Origin of the sequence: Actinoallomurus iriomotensis (genome assembly GCF_030269445.1) — a bacterium.
GTDB classification, from domain to species: Bacteria; Actinomycetota; Actinomycetes; order Streptosporangiales; family Streptosporangiaceae; genus Actinoallomurus; species Actinoallomurus iriomotensis.
This window is the reverse complement of sequence record NZ_BSTJ01000001.1, coordinates 1526774-1553448: the sequence shown is the minus strand read 5'-3', so window position 1 is coordinate 1553448 and position 26675 is coordinate 1526774. Positions and strand designations below refer to the sequence as shown.

Annotated in this window: 28 protein-coding genes; 12 read left to right on the top strand and 16 right to left on the bottom strand. The window is 72.0% G+C overall.

The genetic code is table 11. From position 1 onward, the window contains the following. Positions 1 to 135 precede the first annotated feature (135 nt). Together QSK37_RS07385 and QSK37_RS07380 are read left to right on the top strand one after the other, a co-directional pair. Positions 136 to 1698 carry a S1C family serine protease gene (locus QSK37_RS07385; RefSeq protein WP_285618451.1) on the top strand — a complete coding sequence of 521 codons (1563 nt, stop codon included), beginning with the start codon at positions 136 to 138 and terminating at the stop codon, positions 1696 to 1698. A 93-nt stretch (positions 1699 to 1791) separates the two neighbouring features. Continuing rightward, complete coding sequence (locus QSK37_RS07380) at positions 1792 to 2121, top strand: sec-independent translocase (RefSeq protein WP_285570649.1); 330 nt, start codon at positions 1792 to 1794, stop codon at positions 2119 to 2121. Between the two features lie 7 nt (positions 2122 to 2128). Here the strand turns inward: QSK37_RS07380 and QSK37_RS07375 are convergent, their stop codons facing one another. The 4 genes from QSK37_RS07375 to QSK37_RS07360 are packed head-to-tail and all read right to left on the bottom strand — an operon-like array spanning position 2129 to position 6056. Continuing rightward, a complete protein-coding gene (locus QSK37_RS07375; RefSeq protein ID WP_285618449.1) occupies positions 2129 to 2932 on the bottom strand; it encodes a glycoside hydrolase family 16 protein in 804 nt (267 codons plus the stop codon). A 57-nt stretch (positions 2933 to 2989) separates the two neighbouring features. Further along, the gene (locus tag QSK37_RS07370; RefSeq protein ID WP_285618447.1) at positions 2990 to 4126 is read right to left on the bottom strand and encodes an Mrp/NBP35 family ATP-binding protein; all 1137 of its coding nucleotides are present in this window, start codon (positions 4124 to 4126) and stop codon (positions 2990 to 2992) included. Positions 4127 to 4182: 56 nt separating this feature from the next. After that, positions 4183 to 4701 (bottom strand): DUF1003 domain-containing protein, encoded by a 519-nt coding sequence (locus QSK37_RS07365; protein ID WP_285618445.1) that lies wholly within the window; start codon positions 4699 to 4701, stop codon positions 4183 to 4185. Positions 4702 to 4703: 2 nt separating this feature from the next. Further along, the gene (locus QSK37_RS07360) at positions 4704 to 6056 is read right to left on the bottom strand and encodes a magnesium transporter MgtE N-terminal domain-containing protein (protein WP_285618444.1); all 1353 of its coding nucleotides are present in this window, start codon (positions 6054 to 6056) and stop codon (positions 4704 to 4706) included. A gap of 74 nt (positions 6057 to 6130) precedes the next feature. On the opposite strand from QSK37_RS07360, the gene QSK37_RS07355 reads away from it, so the two are divergent. After that, positions 6131 to 7063: an RNA polymerase sigma-70 factor gene (locus QSK37_RS07355; RefSeq protein ID WP_432705528.1), complete on the top strand. Its 933-nt coding sequence runs from the start codon at positions 6131 to 6133 to the stop codon at positions 7061 to 7063. Here QSK37_RS07355 and QSK37_RS07350 read toward each other — a convergent pair. Next, positions 7060 to 7578, bottom strand: a complete 519-nt coding sequence (locus tag QSK37_RS07350; RefSeq protein WP_285618439.1) for a hypothetical protein — start codon at positions 7576 to 7578, stop codon at positions 7060 to 7062. The two genes, QSK37_RS07355 and QSK37_RS07350, sit on opposite strands and share 4 nt — an antisense overlap. Before the next feature lie 36 nt (positions 7579 to 7614). On the opposite strand from QSK37_RS07350, the gene QSK37_RS07345 reads away from it, so the two are divergent. From QSK37_RS07345 to QSK37_RS07335, 3 genes are all read left to right on the top strand, one after another. Further along, positions 7615 to 8553, top strand: a complete 939-nt coding sequence (locus QSK37_RS07345; RefSeq protein ID WP_285618437.1) for an HpcH/HpaI aldolase/citrate lyase family protein — start codon at positions 7615 to 7617, stop codon at positions 8551 to 8553. Positions 8554 to 8615: 62 nt separating this feature from the next. Continuing rightward, positions 8616 to 9233, top strand: a complete 618-nt coding sequence (locus QSK37_RS07340) for a DUF6758 family protein (protein ID WP_285618435.1) — start codon at positions 8616 to 8618, stop codon at positions 9231 to 9233. A gap of 4 nt (positions 9234 to 9237) precedes the next feature. Next, positions 9238 to 10083, top strand: coding sequence for a PHP domain-containing protein (locus QSK37_RS07335; RefSeq protein ID WP_285618433.1), 846 nt, complete (start codon positions 9238 to 9240; stop codon positions 10081 to 10083). Here QSK37_RS07335 and QSK37_RS07330 read toward each other — a convergent pair. Then, entirely contained in the window at positions 10076 to 10693 is a 618-nt protein-coding gene (locus tag QSK37_RS07330; protein ID WP_285618431.1) for a LysE family translocator, read from the bottom strand. The two genes, QSK37_RS07335 and QSK37_RS07330, sit on opposite strands and share 8 nt — an antisense overlap. A gap of 147 nt (positions 10694 to 10840) precedes the next feature. Between QSK37_RS07330 and QSK37_RS07325 the strand changes: the two genes are divergently transcribed. From QSK37_RS07325 to QSK37_RS07310, 4 genes are all read left to right on the top strand, one after another. Further along, positions 10841 to 11512 (top strand): O-methyltransferase, encoded by a 672-nt coding sequence (locus QSK37_RS07325; RefSeq protein ID WP_285618429.1) that lies wholly within the window; start codon positions 10841 to 10843, stop codon positions 11510 to 11512. Positions 11513 to 11603: 91 nt separating this feature from the next. Beyond that, positions 11604 to 13088, top strand: coding sequence for a protein kinase domain-containing protein (locus QSK37_RS07320; RefSeq protein ID WP_285618427.1), 1485 nt, complete (start codon positions 11604 to 11606; stop codon positions 13086 to 13088). A gap of 50 nt (positions 13089 to 13138) precedes the next feature. Beyond that, a complete protein-coding gene (locus QSK37_RS07315) occupies positions 13139 to 13834 on the top strand; it encodes an MBL fold metallo-hydrolase (protein WP_285618426.1) in 696 nt (231 codons plus the stop codon). Between the two features lie 13 nt (positions 13835 to 13847). Next, positions 13848 to 14723: a RecB family exonuclease gene (locus QSK37_RS07310; RefSeq protein WP_285570613.1), complete on the top strand. Its 876-nt coding sequence runs from the start codon at positions 13848 to 13850 to the stop codon at positions 14721 to 14723. 301 nt (positions 14724 to 15024) lie between these two features. Here the strand turns inward: QSK37_RS07310 and QSK37_RS07305 are convergent, their stop codons facing one another. Together QSK37_RS07305 and QSK37_RS07300 are read right to left on the bottom strand one after the other, a co-directional pair. After that, complete coding sequence (locus QSK37_RS07305; RefSeq protein WP_285618425.1) at positions 15025 to 15924, bottom strand: oxygenase MpaB family protein; 900 nt, start codon at positions 15922 to 15924, stop codon at positions 15025 to 15027. A gap of 69 nt (positions 15925 to 15993) precedes the next feature. Beyond that, positions 15994 to 16863 carry an alpha/beta fold hydrolase gene (locus QSK37_RS07300; RefSeq protein ID WP_285570607.1) on the bottom strand — a complete coding sequence of 290 codons (870 nt, stop codon included), beginning with the start codon at positions 16861 to 16863 and terminating at the stop codon, positions 15994 to 15996. Between the two features lie 90 nt (positions 16864 to 16953). Here QSK37_RS07300 and QSK37_RS07295 point away from each other — a divergent pair, with 90 nt between their 5' ends. After that, the gene (locus tag QSK37_RS07295; protein ID WP_285618424.1) at positions 16954 to 17661 is read left to right on the top strand and encodes a glycerophosphodiester phosphodiesterase; all 708 of its coding nucleotides are present in this window, start codon (positions 16954 to 16956) and stop codon (positions 17659 to 17661) included. Positions 17662 to 17844: 183 nt separating this feature from the next. On the opposite strand, the gene QSK37_RS07290 is transcribed toward QSK37_RS07295, so the two are convergent. The 8 genes from QSK37_RS07290 to ligD (QSK37_RS07255) all read right to left on the bottom strand — a co-directional run bounded on the left by QSK37_RS07290 (position 17845) and on the right by ligD (QSK37_RS07255) (position 25415). Continuing rightward, on the bottom strand, positions 17845 to 19500 hold the full coding sequence (locus tag QSK37_RS07290; RefSeq protein ID WP_432705527.1) for a DEAD/DEAH box helicase: 1656 nt from the start codon (positions 19498 to 19500) through the stop codon (positions 17845 to 17847). 803 nt (positions 19501 to 20303) lie between these two features. After that, entirely contained in the window at positions 20304 to 20561 is a 258-nt protein-coding gene (locus QSK37_RS07285) for a GlsB/YeaQ/YmgE family stress response membrane protein (protein WP_285618423.1), read from the bottom strand. 96 nt (positions 20562 to 20657) lie between these two features. Beyond that, positions 20658 to 20882, bottom strand: a complete 225-nt coding sequence (locus QSK37_RS07280; protein WP_285618422.1) for a DUF3107 domain-containing protein — start codon at positions 20880 to 20882, stop codon at positions 20658 to 20660. Positions 20883 to 21008: 126 nt separating this feature from the next. Beyond that, complete coding sequence (locus QSK37_RS07275) at positions 21009 to 21629, bottom strand: TetR/AcrR family transcriptional regulator (RefSeq protein ID WP_285570596.1); 621 nt, start codon at positions 21627 to 21629, stop codon at positions 21009 to 21011. Positions 21630 to 21725: 96 nt separating this feature from the next. Beyond that, a complete protein-coding gene (locus QSK37_RS07270) occupies positions 21726 to 21995 on the bottom strand; it encodes a hypothetical protein (RefSeq protein WP_285618421.1) in 270 nt (89 codons plus the stop codon). 17 nt (positions 21996 to 22012) lie between these two features. Then, entirely contained in the window at positions 22013 to 23353 is a 1341-nt protein-coding gene (locus tag QSK37_RS07265) for a dihydrolipoyl dehydrogenase family protein (protein WP_285618420.1), read from the bottom strand. Between the two features lie 130 nt (positions 23354 to 23483). Then, positions 23484 to 24377, bottom strand: a complete 894-nt coding sequence (ligD, locus tag QSK37_RS07260) for a non-homologous end-joining DNA ligase (protein WP_285618419.1) — start codon at positions 24375 to 24377, stop codon at positions 23484 to 23486. A 69-nt stretch (positions 24378 to 24446) separates the two neighbouring features. Then, complete coding sequence (gene ligD / locus QSK37_RS07255) at positions 24447 to 25415, bottom strand: non-homologous end-joining DNA ligase (protein ID WP_285618418.1); 969 nt, start codon at positions 25413 to 25415, stop codon at positions 24447 to 24449. Positions 25416 to 25600: 185 nt separating this feature from the next. On the opposite strand from ligD (QSK37_RS07255), the gene ku reads away from it, so the two are divergent. Further along, positions 25601 to 26548, top strand: a complete 948-nt coding sequence (gene ku / locus QSK37_RS07250; protein WP_285618417.1) for a non-homologous end joining protein Ku — start codon at positions 25601 to 25603, stop codon at positions 26546 to 26548. The last annotated feature ends 127 nt before the right edge of the window (positions 26549 to 26675 follow it).

Below are 26675 nucleotides of genomic sequence, written 5' to 3'. Positions count from 1 at the left end.
CGTTTCGTCACCGGGGGATGAAGCCGTGAACCGGCGGGTTTCACCGTCAAGGTCGCTTATGCTCGCCACATACCTCGCGCGCCATAGTGGGGGAGACGACGACAGGTCCATGCGCGGTCGGCAAGGAGTCAGGTGATGACGGAAGACAACCGCGCGCCCGGGGGTCCGCCGCAGGACGACCGGCGCACGGCAGAGTTCGAGCCGCGGAACTCCGTGGGTCCCCAGGGCCCGACGGACCAGATCGTCGCCGGTGGGCCGCCGAGTGGACCTCCCACCGGGCCGCAGAGCGGGCTTCCCATCGGGCCGCCGAGCGGACCGCCGAGCGGACCGCAGGGCATGGCGCCGCCCGACCCCGGACCGCGCTCGCCGTACGGAGCACCGCAGCACACCGACGCGCCCGGCCGGCCACGCCCCTCCTTCTCGCCGCACCACTACGAGCAGCCGTACGACCAGCAGCGCCACGCGGCGCCCTCGTACAACGGCTGGAACACCCAGCAGCAGCCCCACCCCCCGCAGCCGCCGGGCGGTGGCTACCCCGCTCAGCCCGGCCCCAACTGGGCGCCCGTCCCCGCGCCGGAGCCGCGTGGGCGCCGTGGCCCGTCCACGAGCCTCTTCCTGGTCGTCTCCGTCGTCATCGCCCTGCTGGCCGGGGCGCTCGGCGCCGGCGTCGGCGTGCTGGCGACCGGTGACCACAGCGGCACCGTCGACCTCGGCAGCGGCAAGACCTCCACGACCGGCGCCAAGAACCGCGACCCCGGATCGGTCGCCGGCATCGCCCAGCGGCTGGTGCCGAGCGTGGTGATGATCAAGGTGACGAACGGCACCGAGGGCGGGGCGGGCACCGGCTTCGTCGTGAACGGCGGCTACATCGTGACCAACAACCACGTGGTCGCGCCCGCCGTCAGCGGCGGAAACATGCAGGTGGTCTTCAGCGACGGCAAGACCACGACCGCGACCATCGTCGGTCACGACCCGACCTCCGACATCGCCGTGATCAAGCCGGGCACCCTCGCGGGTCGCAAGGCCCTCACCCTCGGCGACTCCGACAACCTGGCGGTCGGCGACCCCGTCATCGCCATCGGCTCTCCGCTCGGCCTGGCCGGCACGGTCACGACGGGCATCGTCAGCGCCCTCAACCGTCCCGTGAGCACCAGCGGCGAGGGCGGCGAGTCCGCCTTCATCAACGCGGTCCAGACGGACGCGGCGATCAACCCGGGCAACTCCGGCGGCCCGCTCGTCGACTCCAAGGGCCAGGTCATCGGGGTCAACTCCGCGATCGCCACGCTCGGCAGCCAGTCGCTCGGCGACAAGCAGCAGAGCGGCAGCATCGGGCTGGGGTTCGCCATCCCCAGCAACCAGGTCAAGAAGGTCGCCGAGCAGCTGATCAACAACGGCAAGGCCACCCACGCGGTGATCGGCGCCTGCATCGACATGTCCTACCAGGGCGGCGGTGCCCGCATCGCCACCGACGGCGCCCAGTCCTGCAAGGGCGGCACGATCACGCCCGGCGGACCGGCGGAGAAGGCCGGGCTGAAGGCCGGTGACATCATCACCGCGTTCGACGGCAAGCCGATCTCCGGCTCGGACGAACTGATCATGGCGATCCGCGCCAAGGCGCCGGGCGACCGGGTCCAGGTCGCCTACACCCGCGGTTCGCAGCGGTCGACGACCGTACTCACGCTGGGCGCGGGTAACTGACGGGTCCCGCGCGGCAGACGCGGGGGGAGGTCGCGGTTAAGCTGGGATTCGCGGCCTCGGCAGGAAGGCCGCGGGGCATCAGGTGGAGGACGCGTGTTCGACGTAGGACTCGGTGAGGCGCTTCTCCTCGTCGTGCTCGCTCTGATCATCTTCGGCCCCGACCAGCTGCCGAAGGTCGCCTCGCAGGCGGGCCGCGCGCTGCGCCAGCTGCGCGCCATGGCCAACAGCGCCAGGGACGACCTGCGCGAGGGCCTCGGCCCGGAGTTCGCCGACTTCGACGTGGCCGACCTCAACCCGCGCCGGTTCGTCCGCAAGCACCTCCTGGAGGACCTGGACGACCTCGATCAGCCGGGGCCGATGCCGGCCGAGGAGCCGCTGCTGCCCTTCGGCGAGCGGCCCCCGTACGACCCGGAGGCGACCTGACCGCGCGTCACCGCGCGCTGCTGGGAGCGCGGTAGACCCGGATCCAGTCGACCTGCATGGTGATCCGCTTGGGCGTGCTCGGCGCGCGGTGGAACCCCTCGCGCATCTCGTTGCGCAGGTAGAGCTGCATCCCGGCCTGCCGCGGGACGAACGACCCGATGTAGCTCCAGGTCTTCTTGCCGTCCATCCAGAAGGTCACGTGGCCGGGCAGCCAGTCGACGCCCACGGTGTGCCACTTGGTGAAGTCGGCGCGCGTGGTGCGCTGCACCTGCTGGTCATCGGGCCCGTGGTGGATGAACAGGCCGCCGCTCCTGCGGTTGCCCGACAGGATCTCGGCGAAGTCGATCTCGGCGTACTCCGGGTCGCCCATGTGCACCGGCCACAGGAACGCGGTCGCGGAGTAGCCGTTGCCCCGGTCGGCCCGGATGCGGGCCTCCCAGCGGCCGTAGGTCTGGGCGAGGCGGGAGATCACGCCGGCGCCCTGGTCACGGCCGCCGTAGACCCCGCCCACGAGGTCGAGGACCCCGCCCGAGACGTGGGTGCCGGCGGCGATGCCACGATGGCTGGAGGCGTCGGGCGCCTGGTACACCTGCCACTTGCGCGTGTCGAGCGCGGTGCCGCCGAAGTCGTCCCACAGGACCGGCGCACCCCAGGACTTCGGGGTGCCGCCCGGCGCGTCGGCCTGAGTGGCGTCTCCGCCTCGCGGCGTCGTTAAGCGTTTTGAGTGCCCGCTACAGCCGACCGACGCGCAGGCCGCGACCACCAGAGCCGCGGCCAGCACCGTCCCCCGCATGACCCCGTCGAATGCCATACATCCACGAAATCACGTGGGCACCGCGCGTCAAGCGCGAACACACCCTCGGGTTGGTCAACCGCGGTTCGGAGTGAGACCAAGCTGCCGGCCGCGCAGGCTCTTGGCCCGCCCGGAGATCTTGTCGGCGATGCCGCGCAGCTCCTTGGAGGCGGGCGCGTCCGGGTCGTCCAGCACGATCGGACGCCCCTGGTCGCCGCCCTCGCGCAGCCGCACGTCGATCGGCACCTGGCCGAGCAGCGGCACGGACGTGCCGAGCGTACGGGTGAGCGCGTCGGCCACGGTCTGGCCGCCGCCGGAGCCGAACACGTCGACCGGCTCGCCGCAGTGCGGGCAGGGCAGGTAGGACATGTTCTCGATGACGCCGGCGACCGTCTGGTGGGTCTGCGCGGAGATCGCGCCCGCGCGCTCGGCCACCTCGGCGGCGGCCTGCTGCGGCGTGGTCACCACGAGGATCTCCGCGGACGGCAGCAGCTGCGCCACCGAGATCGCGATGTCGCCGGTGCCCGGCGGCAGGTCCATGAGGAGGACGTCGAGGTCACCCCAGTAGACGTCGGCCAGGAACTGCTGCAGCGCCCGGTGGAGCATCGGCCCGCGCCACACGACGGGCGCGTTGCCCTCGGTGAACATGCCGATCGAGATGACCTTCACGCCGTGGGAGTTGGGCGGCATGATCATCTGCTCGACCTGGGTGGGCCGGCCGGTGACGCCGAGCATGCGGGGCACCGAGTGGCCGTAGATGTCGGCGTCGACCACGCCGACCTTGCGGCCCTGGGCCGCCAGCGCCGCGGCGAGGTTGACCGTCACCGAGGACTTGCCGACGCCGCCCTTGCCGCTCGCCACCGCGTACACGCGGGTCAGGGAGTTCGGCTTGGCGAACGGGATCTCCTTGGCCGCCTGGCCGCCGCGGAGCTTCTGCTGGAGGGCCTGGCGTTGTTCCTCGCTCATCACGTCGAGGTCGACCTGCACTCCGGCGACACCGGGGACCTTGGAGACGGCGGCGGTGACGTCGCGCGTGATCGTGTCGCGCAGGGGACAGCCGGCGACGGTGAGGAACACGGCGACCTTCACCCCGCCCTCGGGCGTGATGTCGACGCCCTTGATCATGTCCAACTCGGTGATCGGACGCCGGATCTCCGGGTCGTTCACCGTGGCGAGCGCGGCATTCACCTGCTCGATCGTGGGGGAGGCCATACCCCCATGGTATTGAGCGGGCGGGCGGCGGGCGAACCAACGCGGCGGGATCTACGTCACCTCGGCTCGTCGCGGCGGCTCTCCAGTTCCTTGAGCAGGTGCTGGAGCTCGTCGCGGATCCAGTCGCGGGTGGCGACCTCGTTCATCGCCATGCGCAGGCTGGCCACCTCGCGCGTGAGGTACTCGGTGTCGGACACGTTGCGCTCGTGCCGGGCCCGGTCGCCCTCGTACTGCACGCGGTCGCGGTAGTCCTGGCGGTTCTGGGCCAGCAGGATCAGCGGCGCGGCGTACGAGGCCTGGAGCGACAGCATGAGGGTCAGGAAGATGAAGGGGTACGGATCGAATCGCACGCCGTGCGGGACGAGCATGTTCCAGCCGAACCACACGACGACGAACACGGTCATGTACACGAGGAACCGGGCGGTGCCGAGGAACCGCGCGATGTTCTCGGAGAACTGCCCGAACGCCTCGGGGTCGTAGTAGAGCCGCGGCACCAGCTGCCGGCGGATGTCCCGGGGCTGGTCGAGGCGGCCGATGCGGCGCTGATCGCGCGCCCGGTCCAGGCCGATGCTCATCGTCACTCCTTTCCGCGCAGGGCCTCTTCTTCGGCGTCCACGCCAATGCCGGGGTCGGTGTCCATCCCGCTCTCGCGCCAGTCGTCCGGCAGGAGATGGTCGAGCACGTCGTCGACGGTCACGGCGCCGAGCAGCCGGCCGTTCTCGTCCACGATCGGCACGGACACGAGGTTGTAGGTCGCCAGGTAGCTGGAGACCGTCTCCAGGGGCAGTTCGGGCCGCAGCGGGTCCAGCTCGGTGTCGCAGATCGCGCTGACGAGCGTGGGCGGTGGCTCGCGCAGCAGCCTCTGGAAGTGCACTGTGCCGAGGTAGCGGCCGGTGGGGGTCTCGTTCGGCGGCCGGCAGACGTACACCTGGGCGGCCAGCGCCGGGTTCAGGTCGGGGTTGCGGATCTGCGCGAGCGCCTCGGCGACCGTGGCGTCCGGGGAGACGATCACCGGTTCGGTGGTCATCATGCCGCCCGCGCTGTCGTCGGCGTAGGTCAGCAGCCGGCGCAGCGGCGCGGCGTCCTCCGGCTGCATCAGCGCCAGCAGCTGCTCGCGCTGTTCGGAGGGCAGCTCGCCCAGCAGGTCGGCCGCGTCGTCGGGGCCCATCTCCTCCAGGACGTCCGCGGCGCGGTCGATGTCGAGCTTACCGAGGATCTCGACCTGGTCGTCCTCGGGGAGTTCTTCGAGGACGTCGGCCAGCCGCCGGTCGTCGAGCGCGGCGGCCACCTCGGCGCGGCGTTTCGCGGACAGCTCGTGGACGACGTTCGCCAGGTCGGGGGCGCGCATCCGCTCGAACGCCGCGACCAGGCTGGCCGCGCCCTGCCCCTCCTCGAGCACGCGCAGGCCGCTGATCGCGCCCCAGTCGACCACGAGTGTCTCGCCGTGCCGCCGGCGCAGGCCGAGCCGCGCGGCGCCGCGTCCTCCGCCGGCCCAGCGGTGCCCGTGCCCGGTGCCGCCCGTACGGCGCACCGCGACCTTGGTGATCAGCCAGTCGCGCGTACGGCTCTGCTCCATGCCCAGGTCGAAGACGACGACCTGTTCGCCTCCGCTGTCGGCCAGCTCGGCCTTGCGGTCGAGCATCTCGCCGAGCGCGAGCGTCTCGGAGCCGCGTTTCTGGAACCGGCGCATGTTGATCCGGCCATCGAAGATCACCGCGCCGGCGTCGATGTTGGTGACCCGGGTGATCGGCAGGAAGACGGGGCGGTGCGGGGGGACCTCGACCACGAGCCCCAGCACGCGGGGCGCGCGCGGAGCGGGGCGCATCATGACGACGACGTCGCGCACCCGGCCGATCTGGTCTCCGGCGGGATCGAACACGGCGATCCCGGCCAGGCGCGCGACGAACACCCGCGATGGCGTTGCGGTCATGCTCGAAGGCTACCGAGACGCGTCTTCTCCAGCGGTAAAGCGTGATCTATCCCGCCCCATCCGAGGATGACACGATGGGACGCGTGACGGGGGATACCACCGGCCTCACGGAGGCCTTCGAGACGTACCGCGGGCTGCTCTTCTCCGTGGCGTACCGCATGCTGGGCTCGGTCGCCGACGCCGAGGACATCGTGCAGGACGCCTGGCTGCGCTGGTCCGGCGCCGACCGTACGGGGGTGGAGGACCCCCGGGCCTATCTGGTCCGCACGGTCACCAACACCGCGATCGACCGGCTCCGCACCGTGCGCTCGCGGCGCGAGTCCTACGTCGGCCCGTGGCTGCCCGAGCCGGTGCTCACCTCGCCCGACGTCGCCGACGACGTCGAACTGGCCGACTCCGTCTCGCTGGCCATGCTGGTCGTGCTGGAGACGCTGTCACCGCTGGAACGGGCGGTGTTCGTCCTACGGGAGGTCTTCGGGTTCTCCCACGCGGAGATCGCGGACGCGCTCGACCGGTCCGAGGCGAGTGTCCGGCAGGTGGCGGTCCGGGCCCGCCGGCACGTCACGGAGCGGCGGACGCGCTTCACCGCCGACCGCGTCGAACAGCGCCGCGTCACCGAGGAGTTCCTGTCCGCGGCGCTCGGCGGCGACATCGAACGCCTCCTCACCGTGCTGGCGCCCGACGTCGTGCTCGTGCCCGACGGCGGCGGCAAGCGCCTCGCGCCACGCCGCCCGCTCACCGGCGCCGAGGTGGCGCGCTTCCTCATCGGCATCGGGCAGCGCCCGTACGACGGCGTGGCCCCCGAGGACATGACCGTGGAGATCACCGACGTCAACGGTGCGCCGGGGGTGGTCATCCGCGGCGGAGACACGGTGCTGAGCGCGATGACCGCCGAGATCGCGGACGGCAGGGTTCACACGCTGCACCTGGTGGCCAACCCGGACAAGCTGGAGTCGATCGTCGAGCACCGCGTCCTGTCGTTCGGCCACCGCGCAGCGCGGGGCTAGCGGTCGGAGCGGCGTCTCCGGGCGCCGACCATGAACGGGTTGCGGCCGGTGGTGGTGGCCGGGCTGGGCGCCGGGCGTACGGCGGCGTAGTCGTCGGGCAGGCTGCCGGGCGCCTCGGCGACCTCGCCGGTCGGGGTGAGGCGGATGACGAACGCCTCCTTGGCCCAGCGTTCGGTCTGGTGCTCGCCGTCGGGGGCGTTGAGGCGGGTCTTGGCGAGCAGGGGCACCACGGCCGCCCACTCTTCGGAGTCCGGCTCCACCTGCTCGACGGCGGCGATCCAGGAGACCAGCCGGCCGCCCTTGTCCTTGCTGCGGACCGTCACCGTGATCCGCTCGGCCTCCGGCAGGCCGGGCAGCGGCTGTTCGATGCCGCCGGTGACGACGTACGCGGCGCTCTGCTCGCCGTACGCGTGCCAGACGTGCCAGGCGGCGCGCGGATAGGGCAGGTCGGGCAGCGCCAGCCACAGCATGCCCGACTTCTTGGTGGCCTCCTCGACCAGCGCGGCGATGTCCACGATCGCAGTCTCCCACGGGTGGATACCATCCGGTGCATGCGCTCTCGCCGGACGACGCTCGCGGTGCCCGCCAGCAACCCGCGCTTCATCGAGAAGGCGCGGGAGCTGCCCGCCGACGAGTTCTTCCTCGATCTGGAGGACGCGGTCGCGCCGCAGGCCAAGGAGGAGGCGCGGGCGCACGTCGTCGCGGCGCTGAACGCCGGCGGCTGGGGCGACCGGGTCCGCGTCGTACGGATCAACGACGTGACCACCCCGTACGCCTACCGGGACGTCATCGAGGTCGTCGAGGGCGCGGGGGCGAACCTCGACTGCCTCATGCTGCCCAAGGCGAGCTCACCGGACCACGTGGTCTGGCTGGACCTGCTGCTCACCCAGATCGAGCAGGCGTCGGGTCTGCCGGTCGGCCGGATCGGCATCGAGGCCCAGATCGAGGACGCGCGCGGGCTGACCCGGGTCGAGGAGATCGCGGGCTCCTCGCGGCGCCTGGAGACGCTGGTGTTCGGGCCCGGCGACCTGATGGCGTCGCTCAACATGAAGACCCTGGTGGTCGGGGAGCAGCCGCCCGGGTACACCGAGGGCGACGCCTACCACTTCATCCTCATGCGCATCCTGCTCGCGGCCCGTGCGCACGACCTCCAGGCGATCGACGGGCCGTACTTCGGCGTCCGCGACGTCGAGGCCTTCACCCGGGCGGCACGGCGGAGCGCCGCGCTGGGCTTCGACGGCAAGTGGGTGCTGCACCCGGCGCAGATCGAGGCCGGCAACGCGGTCTACTCCCCGTCGCAGGAGGACTACGACCACGCCGAGCTGATCCTCGACGCCTACGACCACGCGACGCGTGTCCAGGGGCGGGGCGCGGCGATGCTCGGCGACGAGATGATCGACGAGGCGTCGCGCAAGATGGCCCTGGTGATCGCCGCCAAGGGCCGCGCGGCGGGCATGGAGCGTACCCGGAGTGACGAATCGTCCGCCTGATCGGGCGATCGCGCAGGTGAAGAGCTTGACGTTCCCTCGCGTAGGGGCGACTGTGAGTAACCATGAGGACCGCGCCCACGTGCCCGCGGTGCCGCGGGCGTCTCGTACCGCCCAGCGCGTGGTCGAGCGCGTGGACCTGCCTCGTACACGGCGAGGTCCCGCCGCTGCAACCGCCGATGAGGCCCTGCGCGGAGGCGCTGGAGGCCGTGCGCTCGCGGGCCCGCGTGCCGGTGTGGGTGCCCTGGCCGCCGCCCACGGGCTGGCTCGTGAGCGGGTTCGCCGAGGTCGGTGACGAGCGCAGCGGGGCGATCGCGGTGGCCGTGGCGCTGTCCGGCCCCTCGCCGATCGGCGGTCCGGCCGACCTCGTGCTGGTCGCCGAGGAGCCCGGCGTCGGGCTGGGCGCCTCGTACGCGGGGCTGAAGGGCCCCGACCCCGGCCACGACTTCGGGGTCACGGCGCCGAACGCCAAGGTCGAGATCGACGGTCATCCGGTGTCGATGTGGGCGCTGGGCACGGAGAAGACGGCGGCGTACGCGGGCGAGGCGCTCGCGAACTGGATCTGGGCGGTGCTGTGGCCCGAGTCCGCCGGCGTCCTCATGGTCGAGCAACTCGCCCTGCGCGACCTGCGCGAGGCGCCACTCGATCTGCCGTACGGCGCCGCGTGCCCCCGACTAACGTGATCGGGTGCTCATCGACCTCCACTGCCACAGCTCCGTCTCCGACGGCACCCAGCCGCCCGCCGACGTCGTACGCCGAGCCCACGCCGCGGGCGTCGGCGTGCTCGCGCTGACCGACCACGACACCGTCGCGGGCCACGCCGAGGCCGCGGGTGCGCTGCCGCCCGGTATGACGCTGGTCCGCGGCATGGAGCTGTCGTGCCGGCTGCGCGACCACAGCGTCCACCTCCTGGCCTACCTGTTCGACCCGGAGGAGCCGCTGCTCGCGGCCGAGCGCGAGCGCATCCGCGACGACCGCGCGCACCGGGCGCGCGGCATGGTCCAGCGGCTGGGCGAGCTGGGTGCGCCGGTCACCTGGGAACTGGTGGCGCGGATCACCGGCGACTCCGTACCCGGCCGTCCGCACATCGCCCGCGCCATGGTCGAGGCGGGCGTCGTGGCGACCGTGGAGGACGCCTTCACCGCGGAGTGGATCGGCGCGGGCGGGCGGGCGTACGTCGACCGGTACGCCCTGGACCCGGTCCGCGCGGTGCGGCTCGTACGCGAGGCGGGCGGCGTCCCGGTGCTGGCCCATCCGCGGGCGTCGCGGCGGGGCTACGGCGTGCCCGACGACGCGATCGCGAGCCTGGCCGAGGCCGGGCTGGCGGGGCTCGAGGCCGACCATCCGGACCACGCCCCGGAGGACCGCGCGGCCCTGCGGGCGCTGGCGGGCGAGCTGGGCCTCTTCGTCACCGGCGCGAGCGACGACCACGGCGAGCTGACGGGCCACCGGCTGGGCTGCGAGACCACCGCCCCGGAGGCGTACGAGGCCCTGCGCGCCCTGGCCACGGGGGCGGTTCCGGACGTCAGGTGAGCAGGGATCGGGCCAGCATCATGGCGGCGAGGGCCGCGAAGAGCAGGGCGGACAGGCCGGTGAAGGCGCCCTGCCCCTTCGGGCCGACGCGGCGGCCCGAGAGCGCCACGGCGAAGGCGATGACCGCCTCCAGGCCCGACGCCACGCCGAACCAGGTCACGGTGAACACCGCCATCCCCGCGTCGCCCGCGAGGTGCCGGGCGCGCAGCATCGTCGGCGTGCCGGTGGCCAGCCAGAACGTCCACGTGAGCGGGTTGGCGAGGTTCGCGGTCACGCCCTTCCAGAAGGCCCGGATCCGGGCCGCCGGCACGGTGCCGTGGTGCCACAGCCGCCACGCCTCGCGTACCGCCTGGAACGCGAGGAAGGCGAAGACGCACGCGCCCGCCAGACCGACCCAGAACTCCGCCCGCGCCACGGCCGCGATCAGCCACGCGAACGCCAGCGCGGGCAGCAGCAGGAGCGCGTCGGCGGTCGCGGAGCCGAGGATGACGCGGAACGCCGGGGCGAAGCCGCGTGTCGCGGCCTCGTTGAGGATCGTGACGAAGATCGGGCCGACGGAGACCGCCGCGCCGGTGCCGAGGAGCACGCCGAGCCAGAGGACCTCGAGCATCACCTGACCTCGCCGGGCGGTCGCGCCGTCACCATTCGGTGATGTTAGGACACCGAAAACCATCCTCCGGACCCGGTCGTGCCGCGCGTCCGGGGGCAGGCCGCGAGGCGGGGACGCTCCTGCGAGGGGCGGGACGAAAGGCGGGGGATGAACAGGGAGATCTGGACCGCGGTCGACGACTACTTCGACGGGGCGCTCGTGCCGCCCGACGCCGCGCTGGACGCGGCGCTGGCGGCCTCGGAGGAGGCGGGGCTGCCGCGGATCGCCGTCCCGCCGAACCAGGGCAAGGTGTTGTGGTTCCTGGCGCGGCTCCAGGGGGCGCGCCGCATCCTGGAGGTCGGCACGCTCGGCGGCTACAGCACGATCTGGCTGGCCCGCGCGCTGCCCGAGGACGGCCGCCTGATCACGCTGGAGGCCGACCCGGGACACGCCGCGGTCGCCCGCGGCAACATCGAGCACGCCGGGCTCGCCAAGGTCGTCGAGGTACGCCTCGGGCCCGCGCTGGAGACGCTGCCCGAGATCGCCGCCGAGGGGCTCGGGCCGTTCGACATGGTCTTCGTCGACGCCGACAAGTCCGCCGGCGCGGACTACTTCGCCTGGGCGGTCGAGCTGTCCCGTCCCGGCACGCTGATCGTGGTGGACAACGTCGTACGGCGCGGCGAGGTCGTCGCTCCCGGGAACGACGACCCGGACGTCCTGGGCGTCCGCCGGCTGGCCGACGCGGTGGCGGCCGACCCGAGGGTCACCGGCGTGGCACTGCAGACGGTGGGGCGGAAGGGACATGACGGGTTCCTGATGGCTCTGGTCGAGGACGCCTGAGGCGAGCCGGCGCACAGGGGCAAACCCGGGCACTCGCGGCGGCGTCCAACGGGTGTGAGCGGTCGCCATCCGCTCGTCACCGGAGGACCCGATGCCCGACCCCATGCCCGACATCGCGCCCCTGCGGCCGGACGATCCGGCGCGCCTGGGTCCCTACACGCTGGTCGGCCGGCTGGGGCACGGCGGGTACGGCGTGGTCTACCTGGCCGAGGCGGCCGGCGCCGGACGGGTGGCGGTCAAGCTGCTGCGGACCGCCATGGCCGAGGCGGGCGGCGAGCGGGAGCGGTTCGCCCGTGAGGCGGCGGCGGTCGAACAGGTCGCGCGGTTCTGCACCGCCCAGGTCCTGGACGCCGACATCGACGGCGACCGGCCCTACATCGTCAGCGAGTACGTCCCCGGGCCGTCCCTGTACGCCCTCGTGGCCGAGCGCGGGCCGCTCGCGGGCGGTGCGCTCGACCGCCTGGCCATCGGGACCGCCACCGCGCTGGTCGCCATCCACCAGGCCGGCGTCATCCACCGCGACTTCAAGCCGCCGAACGTTATCATGGGCCCCGACGGCCCCCGTGTGATCGATTTCGGCGTCGCGCGGATCGTGGACCGCGCCGCCACGCTCACCGGGCACACGCCCGGCACGCCGGCGTACATGGCGCCCGAGCAGGTCTCCGGGGGAGAGGTGACGCCGGCCGTCGACGTGTTCGCCTGGGGCGCGACGATGGTCTACGCCGCGAGCGGCACCCCGCCGTTCGGCCGCGACTCGCTCGCCGTGCTCGCCCACCGGATCGTGCACGAGCCGCCTGAGCTGGGTGCGCTCACCGGAGGCCTGCGCGAACTCGTCGCCGAGTGTCTCGCCAAGGACCCGGCCGGACGGCCGTCCGCGAGCGCGCTCCTGATGCGCCTGCTCGGCCACACGACGGTGCCCGGCGGCCGGCCGGGCGAGACCGCGATCATGACCGAGGGCATGAGCGCGGCGGCCGTGCCGCCGCCGGGCGACGTCGCGCGGGCGGTCGCGTCACCGCCGGAGACGCAGGCGGTGGCCGCGGACCCGGGGGGACGGAGGCGCGGCTGGCCGCCGGCGGTCGCCGCCGCGATCGCCGCCGTCGCGGTGGCCGGGGCGGCGGTGGCCGCGGTCATCGCCTTCCACGCCGGCGACCGGCCGCCGCGACCGGGACCGACGACGACCGTCTACACGAGCGGTCCGGGCCACCGGGTGCCGCCCGCGTCCGGCGGTTCCTCCCCGCGCTCATCCTCCCCGCCCGGCCGGCCCGTCGCCCGGCCGACGCTGTACGTGCGGGCGGGCGACTGCGACCTCGGCGCGGCCGATCTGACCTGCACCGTCACGCTGCGCGGCGAAGGCGCGCCGGTCCACTGGAGCGCGACGACCGGTGACCCGCTGACGGTGGCCCCCGCGAGCGGCTCGCTGAACCCCGGCGAGACGGCCACCGTCACGATCACCCTGCGTCCGGCGACCCCGCGAGCGGCCGGCGCGGCCACCGTGACGATCGCCGGCGCGGGCCGTACGCAGACGGTGCAGGTCACGTGGGAGGGCGAGCCGTCCACCGATCCGTCGTCCGGCTGAGTACCACGTGCCGCACGCACCGAAGGCCCGGAGTCGGTAGGGTTTCTCACGTGGACGCGCGTATCGACAAAGTGGTGACGTCGGGCAAGGTCACGGTCGACGACACCGAGTACGACATCGAGGCCAACACCTACATCGTCGGCGACGACGAGGCGGTGATCGTCATCGATCCCGCCTTCGACGCCGAGCCCGTCATCGAGGCGGTCGACGAGCGGGAGATCATGGCCGTCATCTGCACCGACGGCAGGGAGACCCACCTGGGCTCCGTCCTGGAGGTCGCCGAGGCCGACGAGGAGGACCCCGCCCCGGTCGCGCTGCACACGCGTGACCGCCTGCTGTGGCGTCAGTACTTCCGTGCGCTCGCCGACAAGGACGAGGACGCCGACTTCCTGAAGGATCTCCAGCCCGACCTCGACATCGAGGACAGCGGCGTCTTCGAGATCGCGGGCGCGCAGCTCGAGGTCATGCACACGCCCGGCCACTCGCCGGGGAGCATCTGCCTCTACAGCGAGCAACTCGGGGTGCTGTTCACCGGCGACACGCTGCACAAGGGACGGCCGGGCCGCGTGGGGCCGGACTACCCCGAGCTGCAGGAGCAGCTCAACTCCATCGGGGCGATCCTCAGCCCGCTGCCGCGCGAGACCCGCATCCTGCCGGGCCAGGGCGACGAGAGCACGGTCGGCGACGAGGACTCCCAGTGGGAGAGCTGGTTCGCCCTCGCCCAGGAGCCCGAGTCCGAGGCCTGAGCGGGTCCCGGCGATGGCGGCCGAGCAGCTCGGTTTCGAGGGGATGCCCAAGCGGCTCTACCCCTGCACGCCCTCACGGCTGAACACCTGGCTGGACTGTCCGCGCCGCTACCGCATGACCTACCTCGACCGGCCCAAGCCGGAAAAGGGCCCGCCGTGGGCGCACAACAGCGTCGGGGCGAGCGTTCACAACGCGCTCGCGGGCTGGTGGCGGCTGCCCGTCGCGGACCGCACGCCCGAGGCGGCGGGGCGGCTGCTGGAGCGGGGCTGGCTGACCGACGGGTTCCGTGACGCGGACCAGTCCGCCGACTGGCGGCGACGGTCCCGCGCCATGGTCGAGCATTACGTCTCCGGCCTCGACCCGGCCGACGAGCCGGTCGGCGTCGAACGCACCGTGTCGATGAAGACCCACCTGATCACCGTCCAGGGGCGCATCGACCGGCTCGACCGCCGCGACGGCGAGCTCGTCGTGGTCGACTACAAGACCGGCCGTCGGCCGCTCACCTCGGACGACGCCCGGTCGTCGCTGGCGCTCGCGCTGTACGCCGCGGCCTCCTGGCGGATGATGCGGGCTCCGTGCCGCCTCGTCGAGCTGCACCACCTGCCCACCGGGGAGGTCGCGGTCTGGGAGCACACCGAGGAGTCACTCGGCCGCCATCTGCGGCGCGCCGAGGACATCGCCGGAGAGTGCGCCGAGGCCGACGAGTGGTACCGCGAGAACGTCCCGGCGGGCCCGCGCACCGGCCCGCCGCACGCCGGCTTCGACGAGACGTTCCCACCCCGCCCGGGCGCACTGTGCGCGTGGTGCGACTACGTGCGCCACTGCCCGGAGGGCCGGCAGGCGGCTCCGGCGCGCGATCCCTGGTCCGCATTGCCCGAAGAGGTCTGACCCCGGCCCAGGCCGGGGGTCTCCGGTGGTGCGGGGAGGTGTGCAGGCCGTTTAGGGCCGGTGGGCGGCTTCGGCGCGCGATCCCTGGCCTGCGCTGCCGGAGGAGGTCTGAGCCCGGTTCAGGCCGGGGTGTCTCCCAGCGTGCCGAGGGTCGTGTAGGCCGGTGGGCGGCTCGGTGCGGGTTCCCTGCCCGGGTGCGCTGTGCGCGTGGTGCGACTACGTGCGGCTCTGTCCGGAGGGTCGGCAGGCGGCTCCGGCGCGCGATCCCTGTTCCGCGCTGCCCGAGGAAATCCGGTCCGGCTCACACCCGTGCGGTCTCCGGCCAGCGGCGGGGGTCGCGTAGGCCGGCGAGGCCGCGGCCGAGGTCGTAGCCCTCGGCGGCGAGGCGCTCGCGCGCACCGGCCAGCATCCGCCGGGTCGTCGGTTGGAACGACTTGTCGTGCAGGGGCTCGGGCATGGAGTTCATGGCCAGCCGGAACGACCGCAGCCCCGCGCTCACGAGCGGCTGCGGGATCTCCGGCAGCATCCCGTACATCCGCCGGGCCCAGAGGGGCAGCGAGTAGTAGCAGAGCGCGCCGAAGGGCATGTACAGCGGCTTGCCCGGCCGCAGGAACCGCATCTCGTGCGGCAGCTTCGGCCACAGCAGGAAGCGTACGGCCCCCTGTGCCTCCGGCGTGACCTTCAGCTGCGGGCGCATGTCGGCGAAGTAGGCCTCCATCTCCGCGACGCTGCCGGGCACGTCCTCCTCGTGCAGGCCGACGTAGGTGGCGCTGCGGCGCTGCTCGGCCAGGTAGCGGTCGGCCTGCGCGTCGCTGAGCCGCAGCCCGGAGCGCCGGGCCACCTCGAGGTAGGAGTAGACCTCGGCGCAGTGCACCCAGAGCAGCAGCTCGGGTTCGTCGACCCGGTGGAGCCGCCCCGTGTCGGGGTCCTTGACGCGCAGGGCCCGGTGGATGCCGCGCACCCTGCGGCCGAGCTCATCGGCCTCATCGGGAGTACCCCAGGTCACGACGCCCACGAAGTCGGCGGTGCGCTGCAGCCGGCCGATCGGGTCGGTCTGGAAGGTGGAGTTCTGCCAGACGCCTCGCATCGCGATCGGGTGCAGGGCCTGGAGCATGAGGCTGCGCACGCCTCCGACCCACATCGACCGGTCGATGTGCACCTGCCAGGTGACGCTCTGGGGGGACTGGACGGTCGCTTCCATGGCGACCATCGTAAGTGACTTATTACATGAGACGAAAGGTGTCTCTCGTCTCATGTACGCCGGATGCGGTCAGGTGCGCTCGGCGTCGTTCCAGAACGCGGTGAGCGCGCTCGCCGTCGTCTCGGGCGCCTCGACGGCGGGAGAGTGCGCGGCGCCGGGGATGACCACCTTCCGGGCACCCAGGCGCTCGGCCATGAGGGCCTGGGTCTGGGGCTCCCAGGCGTCGTCGTTCTCTCCGTACAGGACGAGGACGGGCACGCCGGCGCCGTCGGTCGCCTTGGCGAGCTCGTCGACCCGGTCGGCGCAGGACAGCAGCTCGTTCGCCATGCCCAGCAGCCCGGAGCGGGAGCTCATGAACATCCGCCGCCGCAGGAAGGCGACGATCTCGGGCGCCACCCCCTTGGAGAGGACCTCCGGCTCCATCCGCGTCGACCACAGGTGTTCGAGCCCCACCTTCGGCAGCGCGGAGAGCAGGACCCGCCCCTCCACCTCGCGGCCGCCGGTGATCGCCGCCGGGCCCGAGCTCATGAGGGTGAAGGACTCGACCAGGGCCGGATCGCCGATCACCGTCTCGCGTGTCACCAGGCCGCCGAAGGAGTGCCCGACCAGGTGGACCGGGTCGCCGATCGACTCGATCACCGCGGCGATGTCGGCGCCCAGCTCGGCGCAGCCGTACGCGGAGGCGTCATCCGGCCCCGGCGTCTCGAACTGGCCGCGCATGTCGAGCGTGATCACGCGTCGTCCCGCGCCGGCCAGCGTCTGCAGGACCGAGATGAAGTCTTCCTTGCTCCCCGTGAAGCCGGGTATCAGCAGAGCCGGGCCGCGTTCGGAGATCCCTGACCCGGGAAACGCCTCAAGCGCGGCGAAAGCACCGCGTGAAGTCTCGATGTCCGTCCGGCGAACACCGGGGGGCAGAGTAAGAAACCGGGGCGTACTCACTGGCAGGAGCTTACTTGCCGATGTCGAAGCGACACCAGCTTAGCGCTTTCGCTGGTTAACGCCCCTCGCGGGGCACCGTACGCTTCAGTCATGACGGTCGCCGTCTCAGCACACAAGGGCGGGTCGGAAGACGCGCCACCGGCCACATGGCAGGCGTACGAGACCGCCCTCACGACGGGCGCGGAGTACGTCGAGTTCGACATCCGGCGCACGCGTGACGGTGATCTCGTGGTCTTCCACGACTCCCACATCGCCGGCCGTCCCATCGCGGGGCTCGCCTACGAGGAGCTCTGCGTCGCGGTCGGTCACCGGGTGCCGCTGGTCCGTGAAGTGATGAGGTTGATCGCCGGAAAGGCGGTCGGCCATCTGGACCTCAAGGAGACCGGGTACGAGCACGAGGTCGTGAAGATGGCCCTCGACCTGCTCGGGCCCGGCAACTTCGTCGCCACGACACTCGTGGACTCCTCGATCGCGGAGATCAAGAAGCGTCATCCGGAGGTCACGACGGCGCTGTCCCTGGGCCGCGACCTGCGGGAGGTCGGCCGGTGGCTGCGGCTGCCGGTGCGCGCCCGCGAGCTGTACCCGCTCGGGCGGATGCGGGCCTGCGGCGCCGACTGGCTGGCGGTGCACCGCCGCCTGGCCCGGGCGAACGTCCTGCGGCTCTGCGGCCGGTTCGGCATCCCCGCGATGGTCTGGACGGTCAACGGGGAGCCGCAGATGCGGCGGTTCCTGGCTGATTCGCGTGTGGCGGTGTTGATCACCGATCGTCCGCGCCATGCCTTGAGTCTGCGGGCCTGAGTAAGGGGTGCGGTTCTGCGGTCGGTTCGGCATCTCCGCGATGATGTGGCGGTTCCTGGCCGATTCGCGCGTGGCGGTGTTGATCACCGACCGTCCGCGCCATGCCCTGAGCCTGCGCGGGTCCTGCGGGAGGGCATGAGAAAGGGGCGCGGTCCGTAGCCACGCCCCTTGGTCACGTCCGCGTCAGACCGGCCTGCGCGCCCCTCCGGTGCGGGAGCGGCGCCGCCGCCTCGGCTGGGACTGCGCCGGTTCGGGCAGGTGGGCCGCCTCGGCCTCGGGGTCGACAGGCGGTGCCATGAACTGCACGACGGGAACACCGGCGGGCGTCGAGGCGACCGGGGCCTGTCGCGGAGCCGGTGCCGCGGGTGTCTCCGCGGGAGCGGTGTCGGTGGTGTCGGTGGTTTCGATGGTGTCGGTGGTTTCGGTGACTTCGGTGGTGGCGTCGGTGCTCGTCTCGGTGCTCGTCTCGGCACCGCGGCGGGTGCGCCGCCGGGACCGGGACGGGCGGGTGCCTTCGGCGGCGACGGTCTCGGCCTGCGGCTCCGGGACGGCGGGAGCGGTCTGCTCCTCGGTGACCGTCTCGGTGACCGCCGGCGCCGCGTCGGCGTCGATCGGCTGTCCGCCGCGGGTCCGCGTGCGACTGCGCTTGCGCGGCTTGCTGCGCGGCTCCGAGCGCCTCGGTGAGCGGGACCGCCCGGTCTCGCCGATGTCCTCGACCTCCTCGGCCTCGAGTCCGGCGCGCTCGCGCTGGGCCTTCGGCAGGGTGCCGGTGATGTCGGTCGGGACGTCGAGCGCCTCGTAGAGGTGGTCGGACGTGGAGTAGGTCTCGGCCGGCTCAGGGATTCCCAGGTCGAGCGCCGCGTTGATCAGCTTCCAGCGCTGGAGGTCGGACCAGTCGACGAGCGTGACCGCGATGCCCTCCTTGCCCGCCCGGCCCGTACGGCCGATGCGGTGCACGTAGGTGTCGGCGGCGTCGGGGCACTCGTAGTTGACGACGTGGGTCACGTCGTCGACGTCGATGCCGCGGGCCGCCACATCGGTGGCCACGAGGACGTCGATCTTGCCGGCCCGGAACGCCCGCAGCGCCCGCTCACGCTGGCCTTGGCCCAGGTCGCCGTGCACGGCCGCGGCCGCGAATCCGCGTTTGGCCAGATCCTCGGCGACACGGTCGCAGGCACGCTTGGTCTGGCAGAACACCATGGTCAGGCCACGGCCACGCGCCTGCAGGACGCGGGCGAGCAGCTCGGGCTTGTCCATCTGGTGTGCCTGGAAGACGTGCTGGGCGACCTGCGGGGTCGCCTCGGACTCCTCGTGCGACTCGGCCCGTACGTTGGTGGGCCGGGTGAGGTACCTGCGGGACAGCGCGACGATCTCGCCCGGCATGGTCGCCGAGAACAACATCGTCTGCCGGCGCGCGGGCACCCGCTCGACGAGACGCTCGATGTCGGGCAGGAAGCCCAGGTCGAGCATGCGGTCGGCCTCGTCCAGGACGAGGACCGAGACCTGCGACAGGTCGAGGTACTTCTGCTTGACCAGGTCCAGCAGGCGGCCCGGCGTGCCGACGACCGCCTCGACGCCCTCGCGGAGGGCCTCGATCTGCGGTTCGTACGCGCGGCCGCCGTACACCGACAGCACGCGGGTGCCGAGCTTGCCGCCGGCGACGTTCAGGTCGCCGGTGACCTGGACGGCCAGCTCACGGGTCGGCACGATGACGAGCGCGAGCGGCTTCTTTCCGCCGTGCTCGATGCGCTGGAGCAGCGGGATGCCGAACGCGAGCGTCTTGCCCGTGCCGGTGCGCGCCTGGCCGATGATGTCGTGCCCGCTGAGCCCGATGGGCACCGCGAGTGACTGAATCGGGAACGGTTCGATGATGCCCTCGGCCTCGAGGGCAGCGGCGATTTCGGGAATGACTCCCAGATCATGAAATGTCGTCAGAGCCTTCAGCCTCCAGAGTGCGGGGTCCGCTCGGCGCCGCATGTGCACCAGGTCGGTGACGCGGCAGACCATCTCGCGGTCGCAGACTCATGCGCCGCCCGCGGCAGGGCTCGATTTCGCACCTGCCGGTCGTCGCATACGGTCGCGCGCTTGCGCGGGAGGGACCAGCCGTCAAATTCTTCCTAAGGGTGCGACCGGGGGTCGCGCTGCGCAGCGCGCGGTCACATTTCGCCACGCAGTGTAGCGGGAGAGATCGGAAACATAAAGTCCCCGACGTAAAGCTCTAACATACGTCCGTCCGCTTTCATTCCCCGCGTCCCCCTGGGGCTCGGAGGCCCGTTCGGCCTTCTGGCCTGGTGCGCCGCACCTGCGGCCGGGTGACGACGGGCCGGAGAGAGGCCGGACGGCGGCGGAGGCCGTGCTCGGCGCGTAACCCCTGGTGAGAGGCCTGGAGTGCCTCTGCGGTCCCGCGTATGGGGCCGTGGCGGGCTCCTGACCGCTTCCGGCCAGCGAGTCCGGCCAGGATGTCGCGGGGGCGAATGTTTTCGGGGCGGCGGCCGAACGGGCCGTTACCGTCCGTAGACGGGATGATGGCCGGGCGGCGACGTCACGGCGAGCCGCCGGTAAAAAAGTCGCCGCCGCGCCCCGGCGCCTGGTGGCGGCCGGGACGCGGCGTTGGTCTCATGCGCCGGTGACGACGAGCCGGGTCAGAAGACCCGGTGACGCCGTCGACCGATGCCGCCGCTGAGCAGGGCGACCAGGATCGCGGCGATCACGACCGCGAAGACGAACGCCAGGACACTGCCCGCTCCCACCGCGCCGGCGACCATCCCGCCGAGGACGGCGCCGACGATCCCGACCAGGATGGTCAGCAGCACGCCCATCGGGTTGCGTCCCGGAACGACCAGACGGGCCAGCAGCCCGACTACGGCACCTATGAGGATGAACCAGATCACTGTCAGCATCGCTTGTGACACCTCCTACCGGCCGCCCTTGGGTCAGCGGCTCGATTCAGCGACCGGTATGCCCCCTAAATCCGGTGTCATTCCGGTAGAAGCACGTTAAAACGACCCAAATCCGACGGACGGGGCGTCCGCCTCCGCGATCTCCACGTAGGCCAGCTTCGCCACGGGCACCACCACACGGCCGTTCTTGCTCTTCAGGGCGAACACGCCGTCGTCCTCGGCGAGCGCGTCGGCCACCGCCTGCTCGACCTCGTCGGGGGAGAGGGACGTCTCCACGACGAGCTCCTTGGGTACGGACTGCACACCGATCCTGACCTGCACGTCTGTCCTCCGTGATCCATCCGTCGTCTCGGGGCCGCCCGCCACCGGCGAACCGGGCGTATCGGCGGTCAGCGGCTGCCCAACTATCGCACGGTCGCCCGCGTGAACCCCGCCGGCCGGGGGCGATCAGGTCGTGCGGGGGAAACCGCCGATGCCGCGCCAGGACAGCCGGGCGATGAGCCGTTCGGCCTGGTCCTTGGGGATGGTGCCGCGCTGCGACAGCCAGTAGCGCGCGCTGACCTCGGCCATGCCGACCAGACCCATGCCGAGCAGGTGCGCCTCGTCGCTGGACACGCCGGTGTCCTCCTGGATCACCTGGGCGATCATCTCCGCGCACTGCTGGTTGGTGCGCTCGACCCGCGCGCGTACCGGGGCGACGTTGCGCAGATCGGACTCGAAGACCAGGCGGTACGCCTCGCCCTCGCCGGCCACGAAGTCGTAGAAGGCCTCGATGGTCCGCTCGACCCGCAGCTTGTTGTCCGGCGTCGACTCCAGCGCGTCGCGCACGCACTGGACCAGGCCCTCGGCGTGCTCGTCGAGCAGCGCCAGGTAGAGCTCGAGCTTGCCCGGGAAGTGCTGGTAGAGCACGGGCTTGCTGACTCCGGCGCGTTCGGCGATCTCGTCCATCGCGGCGGCGTGATAGCCCTGCGCGACGAAGACCTCCTGAGCCGCGCCGAGCAGCTGACGACGGCGTGCCAGCCTCGGCAACCTCGTGCCTCGCGGGCGCGCGTCCGGGGTTGCGGTCACGTGGGTTCTCCGATCAGCTGCCGAGCGGCGCCGGAACGCGGTGACGCCTCGATCCACCATCCTACGGCCGGGTAACACCGCGTCGCGAGCACCGCCTCAGCGATAGTCGTCGTCATCGAGTTGGTCGTCGCGGACCGCCAGGTGCTGATCGGCGGCGTCCGCCTCGTCGGCCTCGGCGGGCATCGTCTCGGGCCAGCGCTCGGCGTAGTCGCGCACACGGACGTGTTGTTCGGCGGCGTCGGCGTCGTTCGCCTCGATGGGCACGGCGGGCGCCTCGGGACGCTCGCCACCCCCCGCCGGGGTGTACTGCTCGGCCGCGTCGGCCTCCGGAGTCTCCAGGCTCAGCTCGATGTCTTCCTCGGACATGCCTTCCCCCAGCCTTCTCAGAGTTGTTCGGCCAGTTCGCGTAGAACGGGCTCGATGGCCTCGCCGTAAGTCGGGAACGCGTGGACCACGTCGGTCAGGATGCTGAGCGGCGTCTCGGCGCGGATGGCCAGCGTGATCTCGCTCATCCATTCCTCAGCGTAGAGGCCGATCGCCGCGGCCCCGACGAGGACGCCTCGCGCCCGGTCGGCGTACAGCTCCACGCGGCCGCGGTCGTCGTTCTCGACCGCCGCCCGCGGCGTGTCGGACAGGTCGTACCCGGCCGCGACGAGTTCGAGGCCGGTCGCCGAGACCGGTGAGACGCCGACGGCGTACACCGTGGGCGTGGTGTAGACGGCCCGCGGCACGGCGCGGTAGTCGGCCTCGCGGCGCTTGCCGAGCACGTTGGAGACGACGACGCGCGACTGGTAGTTGGCCGCGTGGGTGTAGGGGGCCACGCCCGTGACGTCGCCCGCCGCCCAGACCGTCGTGCCGTCCGTGCCCGCCTCGGCGTCGACCACGGCCTTGCAGGTGACGTCGACCGCGATGCCCTGCTTCGGGTCGGGCCGGATGCCGAGCGTCTCCAGGCCGAGGTCGGCGACGCGCGGCCGGCGGCCGGTCGCGATGAGGATGCGGTCGGCGTCGATGTGCCCGCCGTCGGACAGGGACAGCCGCAGGCCACTCTCCGTACGTTCGGCGCGCGTGGCGCCCACGCCGAGCCGCAGGTCGGCGCCCATGCGCCGGAGCACGTCGGCGAGCTGGTCGCCGACGAACGGCGCCTCGGCGGCCAGCAGCCGGTCGGCGGCCTCAACGAGCGTCACCTGGGAGCCGAACGCGGCGTAGACCTGGCTGAGCTCGCAGCCGACCGGACCGCCGCCGAGCACGATCAGCCGGCGCGGCAGGTCGGGGCGGGTCAGCGCCTCGTCACTGGTCCAGGTCGGCACGTCGCCGATGCCCTCGACGTCCGGGGTGACCGGCTCGCTGCCGGTCGCGACCACGAGGTCGGTGTAGCCGTACTCGGCGCCGTCGACCTCGACCACGCCGGGCCGCGCGACCCGGCCCCGGCCGCGGATCACGGTCACGCCCGCCTCGGCCATCTCCGCGGCGGTGGGCGCGTCGTCGAGATGGCGGGTGACCTCGTCGCGGCGCGCGACCGCGTGCTCCCAGGTCTCCCCGCGGCGGGCGGAGCGCAGCAGCGACTTCGACGGCATGCACGCGAAGTACGGGCATTCCCCGCCGACCAGGCGGCTCTCCACCAGCGCGGCCGAGCGGCCCGCCCGCGCAAGGTCGGCGGCGATGTTCTTCCCGGCGCCGCCGCCGAGCACCAGGACGTCGTAGCGCTTGTCCTGTGCGTCCGTCACCTGATCATCCTCTCCAACGTCCACCTCGTGGTGCGTCTGTTAACGCAGACACGATTGTTACCCGAGTAACCGATCGCGCGGACCGATGTGTGACACACCGGACGTGGTCGAGCGCGCGGTCCGCAGGGGTTCAGGGCAGTTTCTGCCGCAGCTCCAGCAGGGGCTCCAGCAGGTCACCGTCCCGTTCGACGCGGTCACGGACGTCGTCCGGCCCGAACCGAAGCTCGGCGTCACCCTCGATCTCGTCCCAGGTCACCGGCGTGGAGACGTACGGCTCCTCCGCCGCTCGGAGAGAATAAGGCGCGACCGTGGTCTTGTGCCGGTTGTTCTGACTCCAGTCCACGAAGACCTTGCCGCGGCGGACCTTCTTGTCCATGCGGCTGACGACCAGGTCCCTGTGGTCCTTCTCCAGCCGTTGCGCGGCCTCCTTGGCGTACGCGGAGGTGCGCTCGTCGGAGGTCTCGGTGATCGGAACGTACAGGTGCAGGCCCTTGCGGCCGCTCGTCTTGGGGAAGGACCGCAGCCCGTCGTCGTCCAGCAGCTCCCGGAGCATGACGGAGACCTCGCGCGCGGCCTCCAGGCCGGCCGGCGGTCCGGGATCGAGGTCGAAGACCAGCAGGTCGGGCTCGTGCGCCCCGCCGCGCGGCCCGACGCGCCACTGGGGCACGTGCAGCTCCAGCGCGGCGAGGTTGGCCGACCACACCAGCGTGCGCAGTTCGTCGATGATGACGAAGTCGATGGAGTCACGGCTGCCGCCCGGAGTCGGCAGGTGGGCGGTGCGCACCCAGTCGGGCGTGTGCGGGGGAGCGTTCTTCTCGAAGAACGACTGCCCGTCGACGCCCTCGGGGTACCGCAGCCGGGTCGAGGGGCGTCCGGTGATGTGCGGGAGCATCACCGGGGCGATCCGCGCGTAGTAGTCGATGACCTCGCCCTTGGTGAAGCCGTGCTCGGGGTAGAGGACCTTGTCGAGGTTGGAGAGAGCGAGCCTGGTGCCCTCGACCTCGACCCTCGTCTTGGCGCTCACCCAGCCCCCCCTCCCCGGCGAGGCGGCTTTCAATCCTCCAGGGACAGGCACTGCGTGGACCGGCCGGTCCTACGGCTCCCGGCGGACCTCCTCCGGGGGGATCTCGGGGCGCAGGCCGCGCCAGGAGGCGTGCAGCAGCATTCCGTCCTTCGTCCAGCGGGAGAAGGTCACCTCGCCGGTGAGCGAGGGGTCGACCCAGTAGGCGAAGCGCGCGTGCTCGCGCGGGACCTCGCCCGCGTACGGGCTGTCCGGGCGTTCCAGCGAGACCAGACGTTTGTGCAGGTCGTCCAGGTCGAGTTCGGAGAAGCCGGTGCCGACGTGGCCGACGAAGCGCAGCTCGCCGCCGTCGTCGTACACGCCGAGCAGCAGTGAGCCGACCCCGCCCTCGCGGCGTCCCTTGCCGGCCTTCCAGCCGCCGATGACGACGTCCTGGGTGCGGAAGTTCTTCACCTTGCGCCAGAAGTCGACCCGGCGGCCCGGCCGGTACGGGGAGTCCAGCCGTTTGGCGATGAGCCCTTCCAGGCCCTGCTCGGCGGTCCATTCCTGCAGCTCGCGGACCTGTTCGACCTCGGCGCCCGCCAGGTACGGCGGTGCCTCGACGGGCCCGGCGGCGAGTTCGAGGTCGTCGAGCAGCGCGCGCCGGTCGCGGTACGGAAGGTCGTACAGCGTGTGGCCGCTCAGGTAGGGCAGGTCGAAGGCGACGAAGTGCACCGGCACCCGGCGGATGAGCCGGGAGTCCGGATGGTCCGCGTGCATGCGGTGCTGGAGGCGTTCGAAGCTGGGGCGTCCTTCGGAGTCGAAGGCGACGACCTCGCCGTCGATGACGGCGGACTGGTCGGGCAGGAGGTCGGCGAGGGCCTGGAGTTCGGGGTAGCGGCTGGTCGCGTCGATCCCGCGGCGGCCGACCGCGCGTACGCGTCCGCCGGCGACGTACACGATCGCGCGCACGCCGTCCCACTTGACCTCGAGGGCCCAGCGGGCGACGTCGTCCGGCAGGTCGCCGGTCGTGGCGAGCATCGGCTGGATGTTCTCGGGCATCGGGTCACCCATACGGCGTTTCTGCCCATCCCACTCGTGCCTGACGCCAGTCCGGCCGGACTGCGCCGTTCGGTGATTCCCCGTCCGCCGGATGGGTACTGGCCGTGACGGAGCGGCAACCGTATATTCGAACAAACTTCGCAATTCGGAAACTAGATCGACGGCGCGACGGGTAGGGGAACCTCATGCGCAGCATCTGGAAGGGCGCGATCTCCTTCGGGCTCGTCACGATTCCGGTGAAGCTGTACTCGGCCACCGAACAGCGCGACGTGGCCTTCCACCAGGTCCACCGCGAGGACGGCGGCCGGATCCGGTACAAGCGCGTCTGCACCAAGGACGGCGAGGAGGTCCCGTACTCCGACATCGCCAAGGGGTACGAGCTCCCGGATGGAGAGATCGTCGTCCTCACCGACGAGGACTTCGAGAACCTGCCGCTGTCCACCAGCCGCCGCATCGACGTGCTGCTGTTCGCGACCGAGGAGCAGGTCGACCCCATCTACTTCAGCAAGTCCTACTACCTGGAGCCCGAGGCGCAGGGGACCAAGCCGTACGTCCTGCTGCGCGACGCCCTGGAGAGCTCGGGCAAGGTGGCGGTCGTCAAGGTGGCGCTGCGCCAGCGCGAGTCGCTCGGCACTCTCCGCGTCCGCGACGGGGTGTTCGTCCTGGAGACGATGCTGTGGCCGGACGAGGTGCGCGCGCCCGAGTTCAAGTTCCTCGAGGAGGACGTCGATCTGCGTCCGCAGGAGTTGCAGATGGCGAGCTCGCTGATCGACTCGATGGAGGGCGAGTTCGACCCGAGCGAGTACAAGGACGCGTACCGCGAGGCCCTGCAGGAGGTCATCGAGGCCAAGGTCGAGGGCAAGGAGGTCGTCCCGCAGGAGGCCGAGGAGGAGGCGCCGGCCGCCTCCGACCTGCTCAGCGCGCTGCGGGCCAGCGTCGAGGCGGCGAAGAAGGGCCGTTCCGGGGCGCGGCAGGCCAAGGGCGACGGCAAGGCGGACGCGGACGGCAAGGCGAAGCGGAGCACCTCCGGCAAGACCGGGACGGGCGGCAAGTCCGGCAAGTCGAGCACAGGGAAGTCGAACGCGAGCAAGTCGAAGGCCAAGAGCGGCAGCGGCAGCCGCAAGTCGGCCTGACACCCGCCTGACCGGGAACGAGAGACAAGATCCTCGTCCGGGGGAATAGATCGCCACACGGGCCGGTTGTGACGCCCTGTAAGCTTTGTGTTTCGTGTTCAGGCGCGTTCCCGCGCCGTGGCCGGCT

Bases quoted from the DNA above. Each gene is read 5' to 3' on its own strand.
- QSK37_RS07385 (WP_285618451.1), top strand. From the start codon at position 136: ATGACGGAAGACAACCGCGCGCCCGGGGGTCCGCCGCAGGACGACCGG.
- QSK37_RS07375 (WP_285618449.1), bottom strand. From the start codon at position 2,932: ATGGCATTCGACGGGGTCATGCGGGGGACGGTGCTGGCCGCGGCTCTG.
- QSK37_RS07370 (WP_285618447.1), bottom strand. From the start codon at position 4,126: ATGGCCTCCCCCACGATCGAGCAGGTGAATGCCGCGCTCGCCACGGTG.
- QSK37_RS07365 (WP_285618445.1), bottom strand. From the start codon at position 4,701: ATGAGCATCGGCCTGGACCGGGCGCGCGATCAGCGCCGCATCGGCCGC.
- QSK37_RS07360 (WP_285618444.1), bottom strand. From the start codon at position 6,056: ATGACCGCAACGCCATCGCGGGTGTTCGTCGCGCGCCTGGCCGGGATC.
- QSK37_RS07355 (WP_432705528.1), top strand. From the start codon at position 6,131: ATGGGACGCGTGACGGGGGATACCACCGGCCTCACGGAGGCCTTCGAG.
- QSK37_RS07345 (WP_285618437.1), top strand. From the start codon at position 7,615: ATGCGCTCTCGCCGGACGACGCTCGCGGTGCCCGCCAGCAACCCGCGC.
- QSK37_RS07340 (WP_285618435.1), top strand. From the start codon at position 8,616: ATGAGGACCGCGCCCACGTGCCCGCGGTGCCGCGGGCGTCTCGTACCG.
- QSK37_RS07330 (WP_285618431.1), bottom strand. From the start codon at position 10,693: ATGCTCGAGGTCCTCTGGCTCGGCGTGCTCCTCGGCACCGGCGCGGCG.
- QSK37_RS07325 (WP_285618429.1), top strand. From the start codon at position 10,841: ATGAACAGGGAGATCTGGACCGCGGTCGACGACTACTTCGACGGGGCG.
- QSK37_RS07320 (WP_285618427.1), top strand. From the start codon at position 11,604: ATGCCCGACCCCATGCCCGACATCGCGCCCCTGCGGCCGGACGATCCG.
- QSK37_RS07310 (WP_285570613.1), top strand. From the start codon at position 13,848: ATGGCGGCCGAGCAGCTCGGTTTCGAGGGGATGCCCAAGCGGCTCTAC.
- QSK37_RS07305 (WP_285618425.1), bottom strand. From the start codon at position 15,924: ATGGAAGCGACCGTCCAGTCCCCCCAGAGCGTCACCTGGCAGGTGCAC.
- QSK37_RS07295 (WP_285618424.1), top strand. From the start codon at position 16,954: ATGACGGTCGCCGTCTCAGCACACAAGGGCGGGTCGGAAGACGCGCCA.
- QSK37_RS07285 (WP_285618423.1), bottom strand. From the start codon at position 20,561: ATGCTGACAGTGATCTGGTTCATCCTCATAGGTGCCGTAGTCGGGCTG.
- QSK37_RS07270 (WP_285618421.1), bottom strand. From the start codon at position 21,995: ATGTCCGAGGAAGACATCGAGCTGAGCCTGGAGACTCCGGAGGCCGAC.
- ligD (WP_285618418.1), bottom strand. From the start codon at position 25,415: ATGCCCGAGAACATCCAGCCGATGCTCGCCACGACCGGCGACCTGCCG.
- ku (WP_285618417.1), top strand. From the start codon at position 25,601: ATGCGCAGCATCTGGAAGGGCGCGATCTCCTTCGGGCTCGTCACGATT.